At 60.5% G+C, this 20591-nt stretch carries 19 protein-coding genes and 1 other annotated feature; of the genes, 11 read left to right on the forward strand and 8 right to left on the reverse strand.

What is annotated here, in order from left to right:
- The first annotated feature begins 100 nt into the window (after nt 1-100).
- Both OKC27_RS06445 and OKC27_RS06450 read left to right on the forward strand, forming a co-directional pair.
- A complete protein-coding gene (locus OKC27_RS06445) occupies nt 101-1291 on the forward strand; it encodes a class I SAM-dependent methyltransferase (protein WP_182939667.1) in 1191 nt (396 codons plus the stop codon).
- Between the two features lie 339 nt (nt 1292-1630).
- Nucleotides 1631-2815, forward strand: a complete 1185-nt coding sequence (locus tag OKC27_RS06450; protein ID WP_182939666.1) for an acyltransferase family protein — start codon at nt 1631-1633, stop codon at nt 2813-2815.
- 33 nt (nt 2816-2848) lie between these two features.
- On the opposite strand, the gene OKC27_RS06455 is transcribed toward OKC27_RS06450, so the two are convergent.
- Nucleotides 2849-3277 (reverse strand): GNAT family N-acetyltransferase, encoded by a 429-nt coding sequence (locus tag OKC27_RS06455; protein WP_075113462.1) that lies wholly within the window; start codon nt 3275-3277, stop codon nt 2849-2851.
- A 394-nt stretch (nt 3278-3671) separates the two neighbouring features.
- Here OKC27_RS06455 and selD point away from each other — a divergent pair, with 394 nt between their 5' ends.
- The 3 genes from selD to OKC27_RS06470 are packed head-to-tail and all read left to right on the forward strand — an operon-like array spanning nt 3672 to nt 6497.
- Nucleotides 3672-4709 (forward strand): selenide, water dikinase SelD, encoded by a 1038-nt coding sequence (gene selD / locus OKC27_RS06460; protein ID WP_182939665.1) that lies wholly within the window; start codon nt 3672-3674, stop codon nt 4707-4709.
- The gene (gene mnmH / locus OKC27_RS06465; RefSeq protein ID WP_182939664.1) at nt 4706-5821 is read left to right on the forward strand and encodes a tRNA 2-selenouridine(34) synthase MnmH; all 1116 of its coding nucleotides are present in this window, start codon (nt 4706-4708) and stop codon (nt 5819-5821) included. The genes selD and mnmH overlap by 4 nt, the downstream gene beginning before the upstream one ends.
- Nucleotides 5822-5852: 31 nt before the next feature.
- Nucleotides 5853-6497 (forward strand): MBL fold metallo-hydrolase, encoded by a 645-nt coding sequence (locus OKC27_RS06470; RefSeq protein WP_111806974.1) that lies wholly within the window; start codon nt 5853-5855, stop codon nt 6495-6497.
- 181 nt (nt 6498-6678) lie between these two features.
- Here the strand turns inward: OKC27_RS06470 and rnd are convergent, their stop codons facing one another.
- The 7 genes from rnd to OKC27_RS06505 all read right to left on the reverse strand — a co-directional run bounded on the left by rnd (nt 6679) and on the right by OKC27_RS06505 (nt 14312).
- Nucleotides 6679-7791 carry a ribonuclease D gene (gene rnd / locus OKC27_RS06475; RefSeq protein ID WP_182939663.1) on the reverse strand — a complete coding sequence of 371 codons (1113 nt, stop codon included), beginning with the start codon at nt 7789-7791 and terminating at the stop codon, nt 6679-6681.
- A 108-nt stretch (nt 7792-7899) separates the two neighbouring features.
- A complete protein-coding gene (fadD, locus tag OKC27_RS06480; RefSeq protein WP_139709491.1) occupies nt 7900-9576 on the reverse strand; it encodes a long-chain-fatty-acid--CoA ligase FadD in 1677 nt (558 codons plus the stop codon).
- Between the two features lie 197 nt (nt 9577-9773).
- Nucleotides 9774-10640 carry an alpha/beta fold hydrolase gene (locus OKC27_RS06485; protein ID WP_182939743.1) on the reverse strand — a complete coding sequence of 289 codons (867 nt, stop codon included), beginning with the start codon at nt 10638-10640 and terminating at the stop codon, nt 9774-9776.
- Nucleotides 10641-10660: 20 nt separating this feature from the next.
- Nucleotides 10661-11176: a Slp family lipoprotein gene (locus tag OKC27_RS06490; protein WP_182939662.1), complete on the reverse strand. Its 516-nt coding sequence runs from the start codon at nt 11174-11176 to the stop codon at nt 10661-10663.
- Between the two features lie 111 nt (nt 11177-11287).
- Complete coding sequence (gene tsaB / locus OKC27_RS06495; protein WP_075113350.1) at nt 11288-11989, reverse strand: tRNA (adenosine(37)-N6)-threonylcarbamoyltransferase complex dimerization subunit type 1 TsaB; 702 nt, start codon at nt 11987-11989, stop codon at nt 11288-11290.
- A 90-nt stretch (nt 11990-12079) separates the two neighbouring features.
- Entirely contained in the window at nt 12080-13999 is a 1920-nt protein-coding gene (locus tag OKC27_RS06500) for an ATP-dependent DNA helicase (RefSeq protein ID WP_182939661.1), read from the reverse strand.
- A gap of 67 nt (nt 14000-14066) precedes the next feature.
- Nucleotides 14067-14312: a hypothetical protein gene (locus tag OKC27_RS06505; RefSeq protein ID WP_075113349.1), complete on the reverse strand. Its 246-nt coding sequence runs from the start codon at nt 14310-14312 to the stop codon at nt 14067-14069.
- Nucleotides 14313-14500: 188 nt separating this feature from the next.
- Nucleotides 14501-14629, forward strand: a sequence feature (His leader region).
- Between the two features lie 25 nt (nt 14630-14654).
- On the opposite strand from OKC27_RS06505, the gene hisG reads away from it, so the two are divergent.
- Genes hisG through hisA form a run of 6 tightly spaced genes read left to right on the forward strand, consistent with a single transcriptional unit; the run spans nt 14655 to nt 20504 of the window.
- Nucleotides 14655-15551 (forward strand): ATP phosphoribosyltransferase, encoded by an 897-nt coding sequence (hisG, locus tag OKC27_RS06510; RefSeq protein WP_182939660.1) that lies wholly within the window; start codon nt 14655-14657, stop codon nt 15549-15551.
- 12 nt (nt 15552-15563) lie between these two features.
- Entirely contained in the window at nt 15564-16889 is a 1326-nt protein-coding gene (gene hisD, locus OKC27_RS06515; protein ID WP_182939659.1) for a histidinol dehydrogenase, read from the forward strand.
- On the forward strand, nt 16886-17956 hold the full coding sequence (gene hisC, locus OKC27_RS06520) for a histidinol-phosphate transaminase (RefSeq protein WP_182939658.1): 1071 nt from the start codon (nt 16886-16888) through the stop codon (nt 17954-17956). Before hisD ends, hisC begins: the two co-directional genes overlap by 4 nt.
- 15 nt (nt 17957-17971) lie before the next feature.
- Complete coding sequence (hisB, locus tag OKC27_RS06525) at nt 17972-19111, forward strand: bifunctional histidinol-phosphatase/imidazoleglycerol-phosphate dehydratase HisB (RefSeq protein ID WP_182939657.1); 1140 nt, start codon at nt 17972-17974, stop codon at nt 19109-19111.
- Nucleotides 19111-19752 carry an imidazole glycerol phosphate synthase subunit HisH gene (gene hisH, locus OKC27_RS06530; protein ID WP_182939656.1) on the forward strand — a complete coding sequence of 214 codons (642 nt, stop codon included), beginning with the start codon at nt 19111-19113 and terminating at the stop codon, nt 19750-19752. Before hisB ends, hisH begins: the two co-directional genes overlap by 1 nt.
- Nucleotides 19753-19757: 5 nt before the next feature.
- Nucleotides 19758-20504, forward strand: a complete 747-nt coding sequence (gene hisA / locus OKC27_RS06535) for a 1-(5-phosphoribosyl)-5-[(5-phosphoribosylamino)methylideneamino]imidazole-4-carboxamide isomerase (protein ID WP_182939655.1) — start codon at nt 19758-19760, stop codon at nt 20502-20504.
- Nucleotides 20505-20591: the final 87 nt, after the last annotated feature.

Genomic DNA, 20591 nt, shown 5'->3' on the forward strand with positions numbered 1-20591 from the left:
GCAAACGGTGTCACTCTGTCATCTGCCAGCAAAGACTGGCTTAGCCGCGCTATTGCACATAGAATGTGGCCCCTTTTCTTTCTACCATCGGCAAACACCCATGAGCGTTTTCATCTATCTCGTCAAAGGCCGCGAAAAATCCCTGCTGCGCCGTCATCCCTGGATCTTCTCCAAGGGGATTGAGCGGGTTGAAGGCAACCCCGTTGACGGCGACACCGTCGAGATCTATGCCAACGATGGCAAGTGGCTCGCCCGTGGTGCCTGGTCAGGCAGCTCCCAGATCCGTGCGCGGGTCTGGACCTTCGATAAAGAGGAGACCATCGATCTCGACTTCTTTATCCGTCGCCTCAAATATGCCCAGGAGTCCCGTGATCCGCTGATCAAGCGTCAGGGTCTCACCGGCTATCGCCTGTGCGCCGCCGAATCCGACGGCCTGCCGGGTCTGACCATAGACCGTTATGCCGATTTTCTGGTGTGCCAGATCCTCTCTGCCGGTGCCGAGTTCCAGCGCGAGCTGATAACGCAAGCGCTGCGTACCCTCTACCCCGAGTGCAGCATCTATGAGCGCTCTGACGTGGCGGTACGCAAGAAGGAAGGGCTGAAAGAGCGCACCGGCGTCATCTATGGCGAGACCCCGAATGAGCTGGTGGTGATCGAAGAGAACGGCGTGAAGATCCTGGTAGATATTCGCAACGGCCACAAAACCGGCTTCTATCTGGATCAGCGTGACAACCGTCAGGCTGCCGCCAAGTACACCGAAGGCAAGCGGGTGCTCAACTGCTTCAGCTATACAGGTGGTTTTGGCGTCTATGCCCTCAAGGGCGGTGCCAAAGAGTTGGTCAACGTCGATCTCTCCCAGAATGCGCTGGATATCGCTCGCCAGAATGCCGAGCTGAACGGGCTGGATACCAGCAACACCCAGTTTATCCGTCACGATGTGTTCAAGCTGCTGCGTGAATACCGCGAGAAGGGCGAGAAGTTCGACGTCATCGTGCTGGATCCGCCCAAGTTCGCCGAGAGCAAGGCCCAGCTGCTGGGTGCCTGCCGCGGCTACAAGGACATCAACATGCTGGCGTTCCAGCTGTTGGCGCCGGGTGGCGTGCTGCTGACCTACTCCTGCTCCGGCCTGATGGAGCAGAGCCTGTTCCAGAAGATCGTTGCCGATGCGGCGCTCGATGCCGGTCTCGATGCCCAGATCCTGGAGCTGCTCTCCCAGGCTTCCGATCACCCCATCGGTACCGCCTATCCGGAAGGCTTCTACCTCAAGGGTCTGGTAGTGCGCGCCCGCTGATCGGCCGTCATCTTCCCTTGTGATCAATCAGGCCCCTTGCGGGCCTGATTGTTTTGAATCATATGGTGCCTGAGCCTGACGTTCGCCCAGATGACCACCCTCTCTGCTTTATTCGTGTTCCCTCTCCTCCTCTTTCCCTGCCTGTGCCCCACTTCTGTTTAAATCTATTTGCACAATAACTGCACATTTATGATTTAAATCACACCCGTATGACTCTCTTTCCCGTAGTGTGATCCCGCCTGAGGCAGCCGAGCCAGGGCAGCCGCCCGTCAGGATTGATGGGCGGCATAACAACAAAATCGATGTCAGGCCAAGCTGAACATCACAAGGGATCACCTTATGAATCAATCATTGCCGCTGTTAACGCCGCTGCGGGGCATCGCTGCCCTGATGGTGGTGCTGTTCCATGCCCGATTATTGCTCTTTCCCCAGTGGATGGAGCCGATCGCAAGCCACACCCAACTCATCGAGAACGGCTACCTCTGGGTCGATCTGTTCTTTATTTTGAGTGGTGTTGTGTTGGCCCATGTCTATGGGGAGTCCTTCACCCGCACGCCCCGCACCGTGGGCTATGGCCGCTTTCTCTGGTTGCGGCTGAGCCGTGTCTACCCCCTCTACCTGGTGACCCTGCTATTGCTGGTTGGCTGGGAACTTTACAAGGCGCAGCACGGGGTGGGTTTCTATGCCGGCCCCTTGTTCAAAATGTGGGAGTGGGAAGGGATGCCGCCTTTCGGTTCGCCCTTCACCCCGGCCGAAGCGCTGCCAAGCGCCTTCCTGCTGCTGCAGGTGGTGACCGATCACGGGCTGACCTGGAACTTCGCCGCCTGGTCCCTCAGCGTAGAGTGGATCAGTTACCTGCTATTCCCGTTGCTTATTCCGCTGGCGGTGACTCGCAGTCGCTGGAGCCATTTCGCCCCCCTGCTGGCGCTGACGGTGCTGGCCTTTATCGTGCACAGTCGCGGCACGCTGGATGTCACCAGCGGCGCGCTGGCAGTAGGGCGCGGGGTGAGTGAATTTGTGCTCGGCCTCTGGCTGCTGCCGAGGGTCAAGGCCGCGAAAGGCTTGCCCATGATGAAGCATGATCTGCCGCTGCTGGTCGCCTTTGTGCTGCCCTTCGCACTGATGCAGTTCACCATGACGCCGCAGCTGACCCTGCTGCTGATCGGCTCCTACGTGCTGCTGATCTGGATTTCAGCCGCGCAAGGAGAGCGCCAGAGCCCGCTGCTGCGCCTCTTGGATAACCGCTTCACCAACTGGCTGGGAGATCTCTCCTACTCCATCTACCTGCTGCATGCGCTGGTGCTGCTCACCGGCTGCGAGCTGATCCACTATCTGGCGCCTGGGCTCACCGAGTGGTGGTATGGCCAGACCAACCCGCTGTTGGGGGTAGTGGCCACCTTGCTGATGTTGGCGGTACTGATCGGGCTATCTTCTTTAAGTTACAACCTGCTGGAGCGGCCACTGCAACGGCGTCTGCGCCGTTGGGGCAAGGCACGGCAACCGGCGCTGGAGCAAGCCGGATAAGTTATCCCCCCCTGTCTGGATGAGTTGACGGTTTTATGTCAACTCATCCAGCACCAGTTCATCCAGACTGCTCATCACCCAGGCACTCGGGTGCTGGCTAAATCCAAGCTTGGGGTAGTACGCCACCGCCTGCGGCGCAGCCAGCAGGATCAGCTTGCAGCCCGGCTGCAATTGCAAAAATGTCTCGCGAATAAGTGCTTTGCCAATCCCCTGCCCCTGCACTGACTCGGCCACCGCCAGATCCGAGAGGTAGCAACAAAAATGAAAATCGGTCACCGAACGGGCCACCCCGACCAGGGTTTCGCCCTGCCAAGCGGTGATCAGCAGATTGGCGTTATCCAGCATGCCCTGCAGGGTGGACGGATGATCCAGCGGCCGTCTCGCACCGAGCGAGGTCTGCGCCAACAGCGCCGCAAACTGCGCCGTGGTAATGGGATGGTTAACCAAAAACGTGGTGGTCACAAAGCTCTCCTGTTGTAGATAGGCTGTTACGCACGCTGCTGCGCTCTTTGACGTTCTCTTGGCTGCACCTGTACTGCGATCAATCAGTGCGCGGCGGATCCAGCCCGATGACAGGCAAGTGCGGACAATTCCCTGCTGTTTATGTGAATTCCTGTTCGAACCCCAAGGGGCAGATGTGGCATAATGCTCCGTCCTGTGGCCCTTGGCGGGGCTGCGCTGGCGCACCTGGTCGCCCTCTTGTTCCCCGTCCGGCCTGGCGGTCCTCCATAACTGCCAGTCATCGCTGCCCCTGTTGGCACCGAGGCCACCCATATTTGCGGCTTCTTGTCTTCCTATCTACAAGGCCGCCCATTGACCAAGACGGCTCCACAGAGCCTCTGCATAAGGGGTAAGTATGTCTTCCATTCGTCTGACCCAATACAGCCACGGCGCTGGCTGCGGCTGCAAAATCTCTCCCAAGGTACTCGACACCATCCTCAAGAGCCAGATCCCGGGCTTCAACGACCCGACGCTGGTGGTTGGCAACAGCAGCAAGGATGACGCGGCCGTGGTCGATATCGGCAACGGTCAGGGCATTGTCTCCACCACCGACTTCTTCATGCCCATCGTCGATGACCCCTTCACCTTTGGCCGCATCGCCGCCACCAACGCCATCAGCGATATCTACGCCATGGGCGGCAAGCCTATCGTCGCCATCGCCATCCTCGGCTGGCCCATCAATACCCTGCCTGCCGAAGTGGCTCAGCAGGTGATCGACGGTGGCCGTCAGGTGTGCCATGAAGCAGGTATTTCGCTGGCCGGTGGTCACAGCATCGATGCCCCCGAGCCCATCTTCGGCCTCGCGGTCACCGGTATCGTGCCGCTGGACGCCATCAAGCAGAACGACACCGCCAAGGTGGGTGACACCCTCTATCTGACCAAACCTATCGGTATCGGCATCCTCACCACCGCCCAGAAGAAGAACAAGCTCAAGCCCGAACATGAGCAACTCGCCCCCAACGCCATGTGTACCCTCAACAAGATTGGCCAGCGTTTTGCCGAGCTGCCGGGTGTGCACGCCATGACCGACGTCACCGGCTTTGGTCTCGCCGGTCATCTGCTGGAGATGTGTGAAGGCTCTGGCGTCAGTGCCCGCCTCGACTTCAAGGCGCTGCCGCTACTGGATGAGGTGGATTACTACCTCGCCGAGGGCTGCGTACCGGGCGGCACCCTGCGCAACCACGACTCCTACGGCCACAAGCTGGATGCCATGGACGATCGCACCCGCAACATCATGTGCGATCCGCAAACCAGCGGCGGCCTGCTGGTCGCCGTGGGTAAAGAGAGTGAAGCCGAGCTGCTCGCCATCGCGCGCGAAGCTGGGCTAGAACTCTCGCCCATCGGCCAGATCAAGCCCCTTGAGGGCACCCGCTTTATCGAGATTGTCCAATGAGTGAATTGCCACTGGCCACGGACTACGCCCGGATTTTTTTAGGCGATGTGCCGTTGATTGATGTGCGCGCCCCCATCGAGTTCAAGGAGGGGGCTTTCCCCTGCTCGACCAATCTGCCGCTGATGACAGACGATGAGCGCGCCCAGGTGGGGACCTGCTTCAAGAAGCAGGGTCAGGCCGCCGCCATTGAGCTTGGTCACAAGCTGGTGGGGGGAGCAGTACGCGCCGAGCGCATCGAAGGCTGGCTGGCGCAGTTGCGCCAGCAGCCCGATGCCCTGCTCTACTGCTTTCGCGGCGGCCTGCGCTCGCAAACCGTACAACTGTGGCTCCATGAAGCGGGCGTCACTCGCCCCCGCGTCGCCGGTGGCTACAAGGAGCTGCGTCGCTTTTTGATCGACACCCAGGACAAGGCCTCTGCCGAGTGCCACTGGACGGTGTTGACCGGTATGACCGGCTCCGGCAAGACCCATATGCTGGACCATGTGGTCCAGGCGCTCGATCTGGAAGGACACGCCCATCACCGGGGCTCCTCCTTCGGTCAACTGCCCGGCGGCCAGCCCAGCAACATCAACTTTGAAAACAACATGGCCATCGAGCTGCTCAAGCGCCGTCATCAGGGCGAACACGCCTTTGTAGTGGAAGACGAGAGCAGGCTCATCGGTCGCTGCTGCCTACCGCTCTCCCTCCATGAGGCCATGAGTCAGGCGCCGCTGGTGGTGGTGGATGTGCCACAGTGCGATCGCGCCGAGCAGATCCGTGAAGATTACGTGCACGATCTCTGGCTGCGCTATCAAGCCATGTATGGCCAGGAAGCCGGTTGGCAGCTGTTTGCCGCCTACCTCACCGATGCGTTGGCACGTCTCAAGCGCCGTCTCGGCGATCAGGCCCACCGCGAGCTGGATGCCCTGATGCAGACCGCCCTCGCCGAGCAGGAAAAGAGCGGCGATACCGGGCTGCATCTGGCCTGGATCACCCTGCTGCTAACCCGCTACTACGATCCCATGTATCTCTACCAGCTTGGCAACAAGCAGGAGCGCATCGTGTTCCGCGGCGACAAGCAAGCCTGTCTCGACTACTTCGCCGAGCAGCGCGCCAACGGGCAACAGGGCTGACCCCGTCGCCTTTCCAACAAGAGGACCCCACATGTTGAAATTCGAGGTGATCCCGGTCACCCAGTTCGCCCAGAACTGCTCCCTCATCTGGTGTGACGAGACCCATCAGGCGGCGCTGATCGATCCGGGCGGCGAAGCGGACAAGCTGCTGGCGGCCATCGCCAAGCGCGGCCTGACCCTGACCCACATCCTGCTGACCCACGGTCATCTGGACCATGTGGGTGCCGCGGCAGAACTGCGGGAAAAGACCGGTGTCGCTATTACCGGCCCCCATAAGGAAGACGCCTTCTGGCTCGACATGCTGCCCCAGCAGAGCCAGATGTTCGGCTTCGCCCATACCCCCGCCTTCACGCCGGATCGCTGGCTTGAACAGGGCGACAAGGTGCAGCTTGGCCAGTGCGAGCTGGAGGTCTACTTCTGCCCCGGCCACACCCCGGGCCATATCGTGCTGCTCTCCCAGGCCGAAAAACTTGCCTGGGTCGGTGACGTGCTGTTTGCCGGCAGCATCGGCCGCACCGACTTCCCCCGTGGCGATCACGGGACGCTGATCAAGTCGATCACCGAAACCCTGCTGCCACTCGGTGACGAGATCGTCTTTATCCCGGGCCACGGCCCCAGCTCCACCTTCGGCCGCGAGAAGGTGAGCAATCCCTACCTGACCCAGCCTATCTGGTGATCAAAAAAGGCAGCGGTGTTAGCCGCTGCCTTTTCTCTCTTCTCTCTTTTGTATTCTCAATTCCGGGCCAACCACGCACCCCCTGCGTTCCCCAATTCGGCATGCCCGCTGTTACCTTTCGCCCAATAAAAATCCCCACCCTGGGGTGAGGATTGATTTATAGGTGCAACACTCTGGTGGCTTATTGTGCCAGCAGGTGACCGACCAGCTCATGACGCCACCCTTGCAGCAGCATCGGCTTGTCGCTGCGGGCCCGCTCTTCGTCGTTCATCCGCCAGCTCCAGGTGAAGTACTGGTGAATGATCTTCTTGCTGGCGATCAGCTCGGGCGGAATGTTGCTGGCCTTGGCCTTTTCTTCCACCATGGCCTTGATGCGCTTGAGCTCGGCCTTGTACTGGGGGAAATCCACCAGCCGGCGAATGGGCTCGGGCCAGCTGTCAGGATCGCTCTGCTGCGCCTTGGCGACGATATCGAGCATCCGCTTGCCGTGGATCTTGATCTCGATAGGCGAGAGGCCCAGCTCGTTGAGATCCCGCATGGAGGTCGGACGACGCTCAGCCACCTTGAACAGGTGCAGCTCCTTGACCACGAAGTTGAGGGCCAGATCGCGGCGTACCGCCTCTTGTTGGCGCCAGGCGGCCAGCTCGCGCAGGATGGCAAGCTCGCGGCGCCCCAGTTGCCAGGCGTTGACGATCTCGAGGTAAGCCTGACGGGGATCGCTACCCTGGGTCTTGCGGGCTGAGTGGTTCTGGCACTCCTGCTCGAACCAGGCAAACTTGCCGCTTTCCCGCAGTTTGGCCATCACTTTCTCGTAGAGCGGCATCAGGTAGAACACATCCGCCGCAGCGTATTCGAGCTGGCGGGAGGTCAAGGGACGGGCCAACCAGTCGGTGCGCGCCTGATCTTTTTCCAGCTCGACCCCGAGAAATTCGTTCACCAGCGCACCAAAGCCGACCGAGACGCCGTAGCCGAGGAATGCGGTGGCCAACTGGGTGTCGTGCATCTGGTTGGGCAGGTGGCCTGCCTGATGCTGGATAAGCTCCAGATCTTCGCCAGAGGCGTGCAGGATGGCGATCTGCCCTGCCCTGCCCAGTCGCTGCCAGAGGGTGGAGAGATCCAGCGTCAGCGGATCCAGCAGCGCCAGATGCTCGCCATCATAGATCTGGAACAGGCCAAGCTGGGGATAGTAGGTACGGGTGCGAACGAATTCAGTATCGATAGCCAAGGGAACATCGGCCAGAGAAGCGAGATAGTGCTCAAAGTCGGCTTGCTGAGTGATAAGTTGATAGTGCATCTGTGCCTGCGCGGTTGATCAGGGCCAAAAAGAAAAAACCGTGGGATGACCCACGGTTTTGCATAACGACGGTGCGGGTTTGCAGAGGGTTCTGCAGCCGCAGTCCGGTTATTGCTTGGCAATCTCCTCGTCGCGCAGTACGCGGCGCAGGATCTTGCCCACATTGGTCTTGGGAAGTTCGTCGCGAAATTCTACCAGTTTCGGCACCTTATAGGCAGTTAGATGTTTGCGGCAGTGGGCAATAATCTCGTCCTCCTGCAATTTTGCATCTTTCTTGACCACAAAGATCTTCACCAACTCGCCGGAGACCTTGTGCGGTACGCCGACGGCGGCCACTTCCAGCACTTTCGGGTGCAGCGCAACGACATCTTCGATCTCGTTCGGATAGACGTTGAAACCGGAGACCAGGATCATGTCCTTCTTGCGGTCAACGATCTTGAAGAAGCCCTGCTCGTCGCACACGGCGATATCACCGGTACAGAGCCAGCCATCCTGCATTACTTCGGCGGTCGCCTCGGGGCGCTGCCAGTAGCCCACCATCACCTGCGGGCCGCGCACCTGCATCTCGCCTGGGGTGCCGAGGGCGTGAACCACCTGGCCGTTGTCATCCACCAGACGGATCTCGGTGGAGCAGACCGGCAGACCGATGGAGCCGTTGTAGTCGGTCAGATCGTAGGGGCAGACACTCACCAGTGGCGAACACTCGGTCAGGCCATAGCCTTCCAGCAACGGGGTATCGGTCAGTGTCTTCCACTTCTCCGCAACCGCGCGCTGCACCGCCATGCCGCCGCCGATGGTCAGCTTGAGCTTGTCAAAGGCGATCCCCTGAAACTCTTCGTTGTTGACCAGCGCATTGAACAGGGTGTTGACCCCGGTAATGCAGGTGAAGGGGTACTTCTTGATCTCTTTGACAAAGCCCGGGATATCGCGCGGGTTGCTGATCAGCAGGTTGTAACCGCCGATGCGCATAAAGAGCAGGCAGTTCACGGTCAGGGCAAATACGTGATAGAGGGGCAATGCGGTGACCACGAACTCCTTGCCACGCTCCAGCATGGGGCCGTAGACGCCGAGGCACTGCTCGACGTTGGCAATCATGTTGCGATGGGTCAGCATGGCCCCTTTGGAAAGGCCGGTGGTGCCACCGGTGTACTGCAGGAAGGCGAGATCGTCGTTGGTGATCTCGGGCTTGATGTACTGCAGGAAACGTCCCTTGGAGAGGGCCTGACGCATGGTAGTGGCGTCGGGCAGATTATATTTCGGCACCAGCTTCTTGACATACTTGACCACGAAGTTGACCAGAGTGCCCTTGGCCAGACCCAGGTTGTCCCCCATCCGGGTCAGGATAACGTGCTTGATCGGGGTGTCGTAGACCACTTTTTCCAGGGTATGGGCGAAGTTGGAGACGATAACAATGGCCTTGGCACCGGAGTCTTTGAGCTGATGCTCCAGCTCACGCGGGGTATAGAGCGGGTTGACGTTGACCACTATCATGCCGGCGCGCAGGATGCCGAACACGGCGATGGGGTATTGCAGCAGGTTCGGCATCATTACCGCGACCCGATCACCCTTCTCCAGCTTCAGCTCGTTTTGCAAGTAGGCAGCAAAGGCGCGGGACTGCTCTTCCAGGCGGCGATAGGTGATGGTCTGTCCCATGTTGACGAAGGCGGGCTGGTCGGCAAACTGGGTCACCGAGGATTCGAACATCTCAACCAGGGAGCCGTACTGGTCTGGATTGATCTCGGCGGGAACCCCTTCCGGATAACGCTTCAGCCAGACTTTTTCCACGAACTTCTCCTGCATAACTAACACCTGTGCGCTCACTGTGTTGCCTCCGTCCCTGTTCACATCCATTTTAATCGATCGTTTTAAGCTGATGCTCTAATGCCGCCATATTTACACAGCGCAACATCAATTAACAGCAAATTAACAACAGAAAAATGTGAGGGAGAAAACAAACATGGAATTATTGAAAGCTGGCGATTCTACCGAACTTGACAAAACTTTACGATACAAACGGCCGTATCAACCGAATTTTCCATATGAAAATGGTGGTTTCCACCCAATATGACCCGTTCGATCTGCTGGAAGGCATCCTGACGGGACTGCCATTGGGTTTCCAGCGCAGCAAAGCCTTGCTCCCCCTGAATAAACAGCACCGGACAGCGGATAGCCGCCATCAGGGCCCGGGCTTGCCCTTCGCTCATTCTAAGGGGTGAAAGATCCCGCAAGCGGGGATCGCTGCGCCAGTACCAGCGCCCTGCCCGCTCTTCAAGCTGCCGTTCGCAGATAAGACGCGCTGCCTGCGGCGTGATATCCGCCACTTTGCAACGGGCGACCACCGCTTCATCAATGGAGGCAAAGCCGTTGGTACTGCGTTCCCGGGTGCGACTGCGGTTTAAAATCGCACGTCGCAGCTGGGCGGGCACCTCCTCATCGGGTTGGCTCAGCGGCCCCAGCCCCTCCAGCATGATCAGCCGCTCCACCTGTTCGGGAAACACCCCGGCATAGGCCGAGGCGATCAGCGCCCCGAGGGAGTGACCGAGCAGAGTGAAACGCGACCAGCCGGCCGCCTGTACGATCTGGTAGAGATCGTCGAGCCAGTCAACAAAGACATAAGAGGTGGCTTTGTGATCGGAGTGGCCGTGCCCCGGCAGATCGACACAGATGAGGTGAAAATCCCCCAGATGCGGCGCCAGCGGCAAGAAGCTGGCACTGTTGTCGAGCCAGCCATGCAAGGCGATCAACATGGATTTGCCCTGCTGATCATGCTCAGGGGATTGGTTCTCCAGCAGGGCTACCTGCCGACCATCCGCCAGAGTCAGCAGCCGCTCGTGCATGGTGCTCATCATGGGGTTGATCATGACCAGCCTTAACGACGCAGCGGCCGTCTCGGCCAGAAGGGATCATAGAAGGGGTCATAGAAGTAGGGGTCCATATAGCGCACCTCCACCTCCTTGACTGGCGGCCACAGCTTGCTGCCCGTCACATTGAGCACCGAGAAGCGGTACTTGTGCTCGCCAATCTGGCTATCAACCGGTTGGCCTATGGTGCCGAGCACCGTCAGGCTGCGCCCCTTGGCGTAGAGGGTCGGATCGACAAAGCCCTTCATGATGGCCAGAAAGCGCCCCGGGCTCTGCTCGGTCTGCTCCGGCACGCCGTTGGACTTGAGCGGCAAATAGACCACTTCAATAATGCTCTGATCTGCCTTGTTGTGCACCGCCGAGATAACGCCGCTCCAGCGGGCCGGTTTGCCCTCCATCCCGCCAAGGGCGGGTTGATAGGCCACCAGCTGGTTTTCGGGTTCATAAGCCAGCTCCTTGGGGACCGAGCTGCAGGCCCCGAGTAGCAGGGCCAGCGCCCCGATCACCATTGTGCGTTTCATCATGTCGCTTCTGGACTTACGCATCATGTCACTCTCCTGTTGCCAGCGTGGCCCGTCGGGGCCACCCGCTTGTGTTGCAGCTGATGAGCGGCAAGAGCGACATACCTCTTGCCCTTATTCGCGACCCGGCAGTTTTTTCCAGGTCACCTTGTCACGCAAATAGACCGGTGTCGCCTGCTCCACCGGCACTGCCTCCCCCGCCAGCCAGGCGGTGCGGGCCAGCGGCAACATGTCTTCTGCCGCCGGGAAGCGTACCTGACTCACCGCCAGCTCATCGGCAAGACCACTTAAAATTTCGCCATAGGTTTCAAAACCGGTACCGACGCAGGTCACTCGACCCGCCAGCTTGCCACGGGCGTCAACCAGTGCCGCAGGATCGCTCACCACCTCGTCACCCACCAGCTGCATGCGGCCATCGAGCAGCTCATAGCGGCCGAAATAGACCTCGTTCATCCGCGCATCGATGGCGGTCAGCACCTGCTCGGCGCCATCGAGTCGATAGGCCCCTTGTGCCATGGCAGCCAGGGTCGAGATGCCGATCAGCGGCACACCCGCACCAAATGCCAGACCTTGCGCAACGCCAATGCCGATCCGCACGCCAGTAAAGGAACCCGGGCCACGGCCAAACGCGATGGCGTCGAGGTCACTCAAACTTATCCCGGCATCGTCTAACACAGCCTGAACCATGGGCAGGATTTTTCGGGTGTGATCCCGTGGCGCCTCCTCCCAGCGGGAGAACAGCTTGTCACCCACCAGCAAGGCGGCGGAGCAGGCTTCGGTGGCGGTATCTACGGCCAGGATCTTCAACTCGTTCATGCTTTCCAATCTCTATAAAATCAGTCAATTACATAACCGGCAAGCGAGAGATGCTCACCCGTTGTTCAAATCTGTTATCTGGCGGCACACTTATTCACCGCGTTCAGTGCGATCGAAAAAGCTCCCCAGCGTCCCCAACTCCCGGGTGCGAGGGATGGCGGGCAGACTCTTGATAAAGGTGGCGCCGTAGGGTTTGTTGACCATCCGTGGATCACAGATCACCAGCACGCCGTGATCACTGCGATCACGAATAAGCCGCCCCACCCCCTGTTTGAGTGCAATCACCGCCTTGGGCAACTGCAGCTCGGCGAAGGGATCGCCCCCCTTGAGCTTGCAATCATCCACCCGCGCCTTGAGCAGCGGATCATCCGGGCTGGCAAACGGCAGTTTGTCGATGATAACACACGACAACGCCGCCCCTCGCACGTCGATCCCCTCCCAAAAGCTGCTGGTCGCCACCAGCACGGCGCGGCCATTTTCGACAAACTCCTTGAGCAGCCGCTGCTTGTTGTCCTCCCCCTGCAGCAGCACGGTGCGGCCAATCTCCCGGCGCAGCACCTCGGCTACCTGACGCATCACCTGATGGCTGGTGCAGAGGAAGAAACAGCCTCCCGGCGTCTTGTTGATAAGCGGGATCATCAGATTGGCCAGCTGCTCGCCGCGACCAAAGGCGTTGGGCTCCGGCAGATAGCGGGGCACACAGAGCCGCGCCTGCTCGCCATAGTCGAACGGACTGTCGAGAATAAGCTCGGCGCTGCCCGCCAGCCCCAACTCAGCCTTGAAGTGATCAAAACGCATATCCACCGTCAGGGTGGCAGAGGTAAAGACCCAGGCCACCTCCGGCTTTTGCACCTCGGCACTGAATCGCTCGGCCACCGAGAGCGGCGTCAAATTGAGGGAAAAATGCAGTCGCGAGCAGTCATACCAGTAGGAGAAACCGGTCTGGTTGACCGCCAGCACCTCGCCAAGGCGGGTGCGCAGCTCGCAGATCCGCTCGAAAGCGTGATCGAGCTGTTCGCCACGGCCGAGCGCGAGTTTGAGCACCTCGTAGCAGAGCCCGATGGCGTCGTTGAGACGAGCCAACGCCTGGCCCCAGAGCGATTGGCGCAGCATGTCGCGGGTATTGCCGCGACCACCATCCACCCCGAAGGCGAGGCGCAGATCCTGACTGGCGATGGAGAGCCGGTCCGCCGCCTTGCCAAGCTGGGCCAGATCGTGGGCCTCGGCGCGATAGGCCAGCTGGATATCCTGCGCCAGATCCTGGATGGTGCGGCTGCCCACCGACTTGCCGAAGTAGTTGGTGGCGATCTCCGGCAGCTGATGCGCCTCATCAAAGACATAGACTTGCGCTTGGGGCACCAACTCGCCAAATCCGGTGTCTTTCACCGCCATATCGGCGAAGAAGAGGTGATGATTGATCACCACCACCTGGGCATCCATGGCGCGGCGGCGGGCCACAACCAGATGGCAATCGTCGTAATAGGGACAGTCGCGACCAAGGCAATTGTCGTTGGTGCTGGTGACGTGGGCGAGGATCTCGGCGTTCTCCTGCAGTCCCGGAATATCCCCCACATCGCCGTTATCGGTGGCGGTGGACCAGGATTTGACCTTCACCAGATCGTTCAGGACTTCAGGCTTTTGCAGATGGGATTCACTCAACAGCCGGTTCATTCGCTCGATGCAGAGATAGTTGCTGCGCCCCTTGAGCAGGGCCACCGGCGGGGTGTAGGAGAGCGCACCTGTGATGGTCGGGAGATCCCGATAGAAGAGCTGTTCCTGCAGGTTCTTGGAGCCGGTGCTGATCACCACCCGCTTGCCGGACTCCAGCGCTGGCACCAGATAGGCGTAGGTCTTGCCGGTACCGGTCCCCGCCTCCACCAGCAGACGGCCACCACTCTTGATGGCGCGCGCGACCGCTTCGGCCATCTCCAGTTGGGGAGCGCGGGCTTTGAAACCGTCGATATGGCTGGCCAGAGGGCCATCTGGCTTGAACAGGGTCTGGATGGTCAAAAGGGCGTCCCGCAGCAAAAGCGGCCATTATGCCAAAAGCTCGGCAAAAGCGGGACAGATAATCTGCCTAGACGAACAGATCGATCTGATGGTCGGGATCCGGCTTGTGATCGTCCTCTTCCGCCTTGGGCTGATCACGCTTGGCGGGCGTGCTATACGCCTGCTGACGCTGCTGGGAGTCACTGTTGTCAGTGCTGGTCTTGCGCAGCTGGTGCTTCTTGCTGATCTGGTTCACTTCCCGCTTGATCTCTTCGCTGCCGGGCGCGGCGGGCGCCCGGGGCAAAATGGGGAACAACAGGTCCTGGCTGGGCATGATGGCGACTCCTGCAAGGGGTTATTGTCTAGTTATCGACCAGAAAACCGTTTTCTCAACTTTAATCGATCAAATCACAATTTCGGGTTGCATTTTCTGTCAAGGCAGGTAGTTTAAATCAGGCGTCAACTACGACATCTTATTTTGCAAAGGATTGATTACATGAAGTTCACCAACCTGAAGACTCATCACCACCATCATCATCCCGACTAGTCTTTCAGGAGGTTGATTGCTGGAAGACACTTAACTGGTGACTTCCAAAAGGACCGCAAGATTCATAAACCCTCGGAAGCACACACTTCCGAGGGTTTTTTCGTTTTTGACTAGAAGGAAATCGAGCAAATGGAAGCACAACGTCTGCGTATCGCCATGCAAAAGTCCGGTCGTCTGAGCCAGGACTCCCAGGCCCTGTTCAAGAGCTGTGGCCTCAAGATCAACCTGCGCGAGCAGCGCCTCATCGCCCATGTCGAGAACATGCCCATCGATATCTTGCGGGTGCGCGATGACGACATCCCGGGTCTGGTGATGGAAGGGGTAGTCGACCTTGGCATCATCGGCGAGAACGTGCTGGAAGAGGTGCAGCTTATTCGTGCCTCACAGGGCCTGCCGTTCGAGGTCAAAACCCTCAAGCAGCTCGATTTTGGCGGCTGCCGCCTCTCGCTGGCGGTGCCGGAAGACGTCACCTACACAGGGCCACAGAGTCTGGCGGGCAAGCGTATCGCTACCTCCTACCCGGGGCTGCTCAAGCGCTTCTTTGATGAAAAGGGGCTTGGCTTCAAGAGCGTGATGCTGGGCGGCTCGGTAGAAGTAGCGCCCCGTGCGGGTCTGGCCGATGCCATCTGCGATCTGGTCTCCACCGGCGCGACCCTGGAAGCCAATGGCCTCAAAGAGGTAGAGGTGATCTACCGCTCCAAGGCAGTGCTGGTACAGGCCCCCAACCCCTTGTCTGATGCCAAACAGAAGCTCATCGACAAACTGCTGCCCCGCATTCAGGGGATGCAGCAGGCCCGCGAGAGCAAATACATCATGCTGCACGCCCCCAAAGACAAGCTCGATGCCATCACCGATCTGCTGCCGGGTGCCGAGCGCCCCACCATCATGCAACTGGCCGGTGACACCAATCAGGTGGCGCTGCACGTCGTCTCCAGCGAGACCCTGTTCTGGGAGACCATGGAGCAGCTCAAGGCCCTCGGTGCCAGCTCCATTCTGGTGCTGCCCATCGAAAAAATGATGGAATAAGGAAGGGACATCATGCAGACCCTGATCTGGAAGACCCTCTCCCCCGCCCAGCAGGCCGACGTGCTGACCCGGCCCGCCCTCAATGACGAGGCCGATATTGGCGCCGTAGTGCGGGATATCATCGCCGCGGTGCGTAGCCGTGGCGATGAGGCCCTGCGCGAGCTGAGCCAGCGCTTCGAGCGCGCCCCCCGTGAACAGCTGCGCGTTAGCGAGGCTGAAATTGAAGCCGCCTGCGCGCGGCTGGATAACGACATCAAAAGCGCCATCGAAGCGGCCATTACCAATATTCGCACCTTCCACGCCGCGCAAGTGCAACCGGTGGTGCGGGTAGAAACCCAGCCCGGGGTGGTGTGCGAGCTGCGCACCCAGCCCATCAGCCGGGTCGGCCTCTATGTGCCGGGCGGCAGTGCGCCGCTCCCCTCCACCGTGATGATGCTGGCCATTCCGGCTGCTATCGCCGGTTGCCGTGAAGTGGTGCTCTGCACCCCGTCCCCCGCCAGCGACGAGATCCTGTTTGCCGCTCGCGCCTGCGGGGTCGAGAAGGTGTTCGCCATCGGCGGCGCCCAGGCCATCGCCGCCATGGCGTACGGCACCGAAAGTATTCCCAAAGTGGACAAGATCTTCGGCCCGGGCAACGCCTATGTGACTGAAGCCAAGGGGCAGGTTTCCCGCGACTGGCGCGGCGCCGCCATCGACATGCCCGCCGGCCCCTCCGAGGTGCTGGTGATTGCTGACGAGAGCGCCAACCCGGCCTTCGTGGCGGCGGATCTGCTCTCTCAGGCCGAGCACGGCCCCGACAGCCAGGTGGTGCTGGTCACCACCTCGCCGCTGCTGGCCGATGCCATCGCAGGGGAAATAAAAAGCCAGCTGGCCAAGCTGAGCCGCCGCGATATCGCCGCCCAGGCGCTCGGCAGCAGTCTGGTGATCCTCTGTGACGATCTGGCCGAGGCGTGCGCCATCTCCAACGCCTACGCGCCGGAGCACCTGATTGTACAGACCCGCGCCCCACGCGACCTGCTGGATAAACTCGAGAACGCCGGTTCCATCTTCCTGGGAGCATGGACCCCCGAGTCGGTCGGCGATTACGCCAGCGGCACCAACCACACGCTGCCAACTTATGGCTATGCCCGTACCTGCTCCAGCCTGGGCCTTGCCGATTATCAGCGCCGCTACACGGTGCAGGAGCTGAGCGCCGAAGGTATTCGCGGCCTTGGCCCTATCGTCGAGCGCATCGCCCAGTCCGAAGGGCTCGATGGCCACAAGAACGCCGTCACCCTCAGGTTGAACGCCCTGGCCGCCGCGCCCCAACCAACAGCACAGCAAAAGGATTTGTCATGAGCATTGCCAATCTGGCACGCCGCGTGGTGCGGGCCCTCACCCCTTATCAATCCGCCCGCCGCATCGGCGGCAAGGGCCACGTCTGGCTCAACGCCAATGAGGCGCCGCAGGCCTATCCCTTCAGCATCGAGGGGAGCCGCCTCAACCGCTACCCCGAGTGCCAACCGGCCGAGGTGGTGAGCGGCTATGCCGCCTACGCCGGAGTCAACCCGGATCAGGTGCTGGTGAGCCGCGGCGCCGACGAGGCCATCGAGCTGCTTATTCGCACCTTCTGCGAAGCCGGTGAAGATCAGATCCTCATCTGCCCGCCTACCTACGGCATGTACGCCATCAGCGCCGAGACCTGTGGCGTTGGCATCGTCGAGCAGCCTCTGACCGCCAGCCGCCAGCCCGACTGGCCCTCTATCGCCGATCGCCTCGGCGATGTGAAGCTGGTGTTTCTCTGCTCCCCCAACAACCCCACCGGGGATCTGGTGGGTCGCGACGGCCTTATCGCTTTGCTGGAAAAAACCCGGGATCGCGCCATCGTGGTGGTGGACGAAGCCTATATCGAGTTCTGCCCCGAGGCGTCTGTGGTCGACCTGCTGGCCCGCTTCCCCAATCTGGTGGTGACCCGCACCCTCTCCAAGGCCTTTGCCCTGGCGGGGATCCGCTGCGGCTTTACGCTGGCAAGCCCAGAGGTGATCGCCATGCTGGCCAAGGTGATCGCCCCCTATCCCATCCCCGAGCCCATCGCCCAGATCGCGGCGCAGGCCCTCTCCCCCATGGGACTGGAGCTGATGCAGGAGCGAGTGGTGGAGCTCAACAAGCAAAAAGCCGCCTTCAAGGCCGCGCTCGGCGAACTTTCCTGCGTAAAAGAGGTATTCGAGGACAAGGGCAACTTCGTGCTGGTGCGCTTTGTGGATGGCGCCGCCGTCTTTGCTGCCATGAAGGCCGCCGGCATCATACTGCGGGATTTCTCGACCAAACCCGGCCTTGATAACAGCATTCGCGTCACCATCGGCTATCAGGGCGAGATGGATGCCGTGCTGGCGGTACTGCGTGATCTGCCCTCTCCCACTTTGTAAGACAAGGATGTAGCGATGAAGACCCCGTTTTTGTTTATCGACCGCGACGGCACCCTGATTGAAGAGCCGGTGACCGACAAGCAGGTGGATAGCCTCGCCAAGCTGCGCTTCGAGCCCATGGTCATTCCGGTGCTGCGCGAGTTGCAGGCCGCTGGCTACGTGCTGGTGATGGTCACCAACCAGGATGGGCTGGGCACCGCCAGCCTGCCGCTGGAGAACTTCCAGCCACCCCACGACCTGATGATGCACCTGTTTGAATCGCAAGGGGTGAAGTGGGAGCAGGTGGTGATCTGCCCGCACTTCCCGACCGACGGCTGCAGCTGCCGCAAGCCCCACCTCGGGTTGGTGAAGGAGTACCTTGCCTCGGGCCGTATCGACTTTGCCAACTCCTTCGTGATTGGTGATCGCCAGACCGATCTGCAGCTGGCCGACAACATGGGCATTGGCGGTATTCGCTATCACCCGCAGGATCACGACTGGCTCGCCATCCGTGATCAGCTGCTCGCTGTTCTTAGTCCAGATAAGGGCCGCGTAGCCTCGGTGGAGCGCAATACCAAAGAGACTCGCATTCAGGTAGCAGTGGACCTCGACCCTTCTGCCACAAACAAGAGCGGTGGCAACCAGATCGCCACCGGCATCGGCTTCTTTGATCACATGCTGGATCAGATTGCCACCCACGCCGGTTTCCAGCTCAAGCTGAACGTCAGCGGCGATCTGCATATCGACGATCACCACACGGTGGAAGATGTGGGGCTGGCGCTGGGTCAGGCACTGCGTCAGGCCCTTGGCAACAAGCGCGGTATCGGCCGCTTCGGCTTTGTGCTGGCGATGGACGAGGTGCAGGCCGTGATCGATGCGCGCCCGCTGACCGAGCAGGAGGTGAGCACAGCGCTGGACTTGAGCGGTCGCCCCTACTTCGTGTTTGACTGCCCGAGCGGCTTTGGCCGCGACAATGTGGGCGAGATGGCCACCGAGATGGTGCCCCACTTCTTCCGCTCGCTGTCGGACGCTATGGCCATCACATTGCAGATGAAGGTGGGCAGCGGCAATACCCACCATCAGGTGGAGGCGCTGTTCAAAGGCTTTGGCCGCGCCCTGCGTCAGGCAATTCGGGTGGAAGGGAGTGACCTCCCCTCCAGCAAGGGAGTGCTGTGATGGATGTGAGCAAGCAGAAGCTGGTCATCATTGACACTGGCTGCGCCAATCTGGCCTCGGTCAGGATGGCATTCGAACGCCTCGGCGTGACGCCGCTGGTCTCCAGCCAGGCGGCCGATATCGAGCAGGCCGACAAGCTGATCCTGCCCGGCGTCGGCACCGCGGTGGCCGCCATGAAGAACCTCAACGAGCGGGGGCTGGTGCCCCTTATTCGCGCCGCCAAACAGCCGCTGCTGGGCTTTTGCCTCGGCATGCAGATGCTGGCAGAGGCCTCCGAAGAGAGCATGGGCACAGAGGGTTCGCCAGATACGCTTATCGACTGCCTTGGCATAGTACCGGGCAAGATCCGGCTGATGGAAGTCGGTAATCTGCGCCTGCCCCATATGGGCTGGAACCAGATTGAGCATGACGAGACCCATCCTCTGCTCAAGGGGATCCCGAGCGGCAGCTACTTCTACTTCGTTCACTCCTATGCGCTGGAGGTGACCGACGCGACGCTAGCGACCTGTGACTACGGCACGCCTTTTACCGCCATCGTGGGCGGGGTTGGTGAGCGCAGCAACTTCTTTGGCGCCCAATTCCACCCGGAGCGCTCCGGCGCAGCCGGTGCCCGTCTACTGAAGAACTTTTTGGAGCTGTAACAAGGATGATTATCCCAGCCATTGATCTGATTAACGGCCAAGTCGTGAGGCTCTATCAGGGTGACTACGACCAGAAGACCGAATACAGCAGCAGCCCGCAGGCCCGCTTCGATGAATATGTCTCCCAGGGGGCGGTGCAGCTCCATCTGGTAGATCTGGACGGCGCCAAGGATGCCAGGGCACGCCAGCTGCCCCTGCTGACCCAACTGCTGTCGGCCACCGAAGCACCGGTGCAGGTCGGTGGCGGCGTGCGCACGGAGCAGGATGTGGCCGATCTGCTGGCCGCCGGTGCCAGCCGGGTGGTGATTGGCTCGACCGCCGTCAAATCCCCGGAGCTGGTAGCCAGCTGGATGGAAAAATATGGCCCCGAGCAGATCGTGCTAGCGCTGGACGTCAATATCGATGCCCAGGGCAATCGCCATATCGCGGTGGCAGGCTGGCAGGAGAACAGCGGCGTGACCATCGAGGCGCTGATCGAGCGCTTCCTCCCCGCCGGGCTCAAGCATGTGCTCTGCACCGACATCAGCCGTGACGGCACCCTGGCTGGCACCAACGTCGAGCTCTATGGGGATCTCTGCGCCCGCTACCCGAGCGTCGCCTTTCAGGCCTCTGGCGGCATTGGCGGCATCGCGGATATCGAGGCGCTCAAAGGCTCCGGCGTCAAGGGGATCATCCTTGGCCGCGCCCTGCTGGAGGGCAAGTTCTCGGTAGGTGACGCCATCGCCTGCTGGGGGAATGGCAGCCAGGAATAAGCCAGCTGAAGCCGTCGCCATCAGGACGTTGATTGAGAAGAGGCTCCCTGCCAGACCATCCGGCCGGAAGCCTCTCCATCAAGGGGT

It is taken from the genome of Aeromonas sp. QDB62 (assembly GCF_027705695.1).
GTDB lineage: Bacteria > Pseudomonadota > Gammaproteobacteria > Enterobacterales > Aeromonadaceae > Aeromonas > Aeromonas allosaccharophila.

What these genes read in the sequence shown, in the direction of transcription:
- OKC27_RS06445 (WP_182939667.1), top strand. Translation starts at nt 101, where the DNA reads ATGAGCGTTTTCATCTATCTCGTCAAAGGCCGCGAAAAATCCCTGCTG.
- OKC27_RS06450 (WP_182939666.1), top strand. Translation starts at nt 1,631, where the DNA reads ATGAATCAATCATTGCCGCTGTTAACGCCGCTGCGGGGCATCGCTGCC.
- selD (WP_182939665.1), top strand. Translation starts at nt 3,672, where the DNA reads ATGTCTTCCATTCGTCTGACCCAATACAGCCACGGCGCTGGCTGCGGC.
- mnmH (WP_182939664.1), top strand. Translation starts at nt 4,706, where the DNA reads ATGAGTGAATTGCCACTGGCCACGGACTACGCCCGGATTTTTTTAGGC.
- OKC27_RS06470 (WP_111806974.1), top strand. Translation starts at nt 5,853, where the DNA reads ATGTTGAAATTCGAGGTGATCCCGGTCACCCAGTTCGCCCAGAACTGC.
- rnd (WP_182939663.1), bottom strand. Translation starts at nt 7,791, where the DNA reads ATGCACTATCAACTTATCACTCAGCAAGCCGACTTTGAGCACTATCTC.
- OKC27_RS06485 (WP_182939743.1), bottom strand. Translation starts at nt 10,640, where the DNA reads ATGATGAGCACCATGCACGAGCGGCTGCTGACTCTGGCGGATGGTCGG.
- OKC27_RS06490 (WP_182939662.1), bottom strand. Translation starts at nt 11,176, where the DNA reads ATGATGAAACGCACAATGGTGATCGGGGCGCTGGCCCTGCTACTCGGG.
- tsaB (WP_075113350.1), bottom strand. Translation starts at nt 11,989, where the DNA reads ATGAACGAGTTGAAGATCCTGGCCGTAGATACCGCCACCGAAGCCTGC.
- OKC27_RS06505 (WP_075113349.1), bottom strand. Translation starts at nt 14,312, where the DNA reads ATGCCCAGCCAGGACCTGTTGTTCCCCATTTTGCCCCGGGCGCCCGCC.
- hisG (WP_182939660.1), top strand. Translation starts at nt 14,655, where the DNA reads ATGGAAGCACAACGTCTGCGTATCGCCATGCAAAAGTCCGGTCGTCTG.
- hisD (WP_182939659.1), top strand. Translation starts at nt 15,564, where the DNA reads ATGCAGACCCTGATCTGGAAGACCCTCTCCCCCGCCCAGCAGGCCGAC.
- hisC (WP_182939658.1), top strand. Translation starts at nt 16,886, where the DNA reads ATGAGCATTGCCAATCTGGCACGCCGCGTGGTGCGGGCCCTCACCCCT.
- hisB (WP_182939657.1), top strand. Translation starts at nt 17,972, where the DNA reads ATGAAGACCCCGTTTTTGTTTATCGACCGCGACGGCACCCTGATTGAA.
- hisH (WP_182939656.1), top strand. Translation starts at nt 19,111, where the DNA reads ATGGATGTGAGCAAGCAGAAGCTGGTCATCATTGACACTGGCTGCGCC.
- hisA (WP_182939655.1), top strand. Translation starts at nt 19,758, where the DNA reads ATGATTATCCCAGCCATTGATCTGATTAACGGCCAAGTCGTGAGGCTC.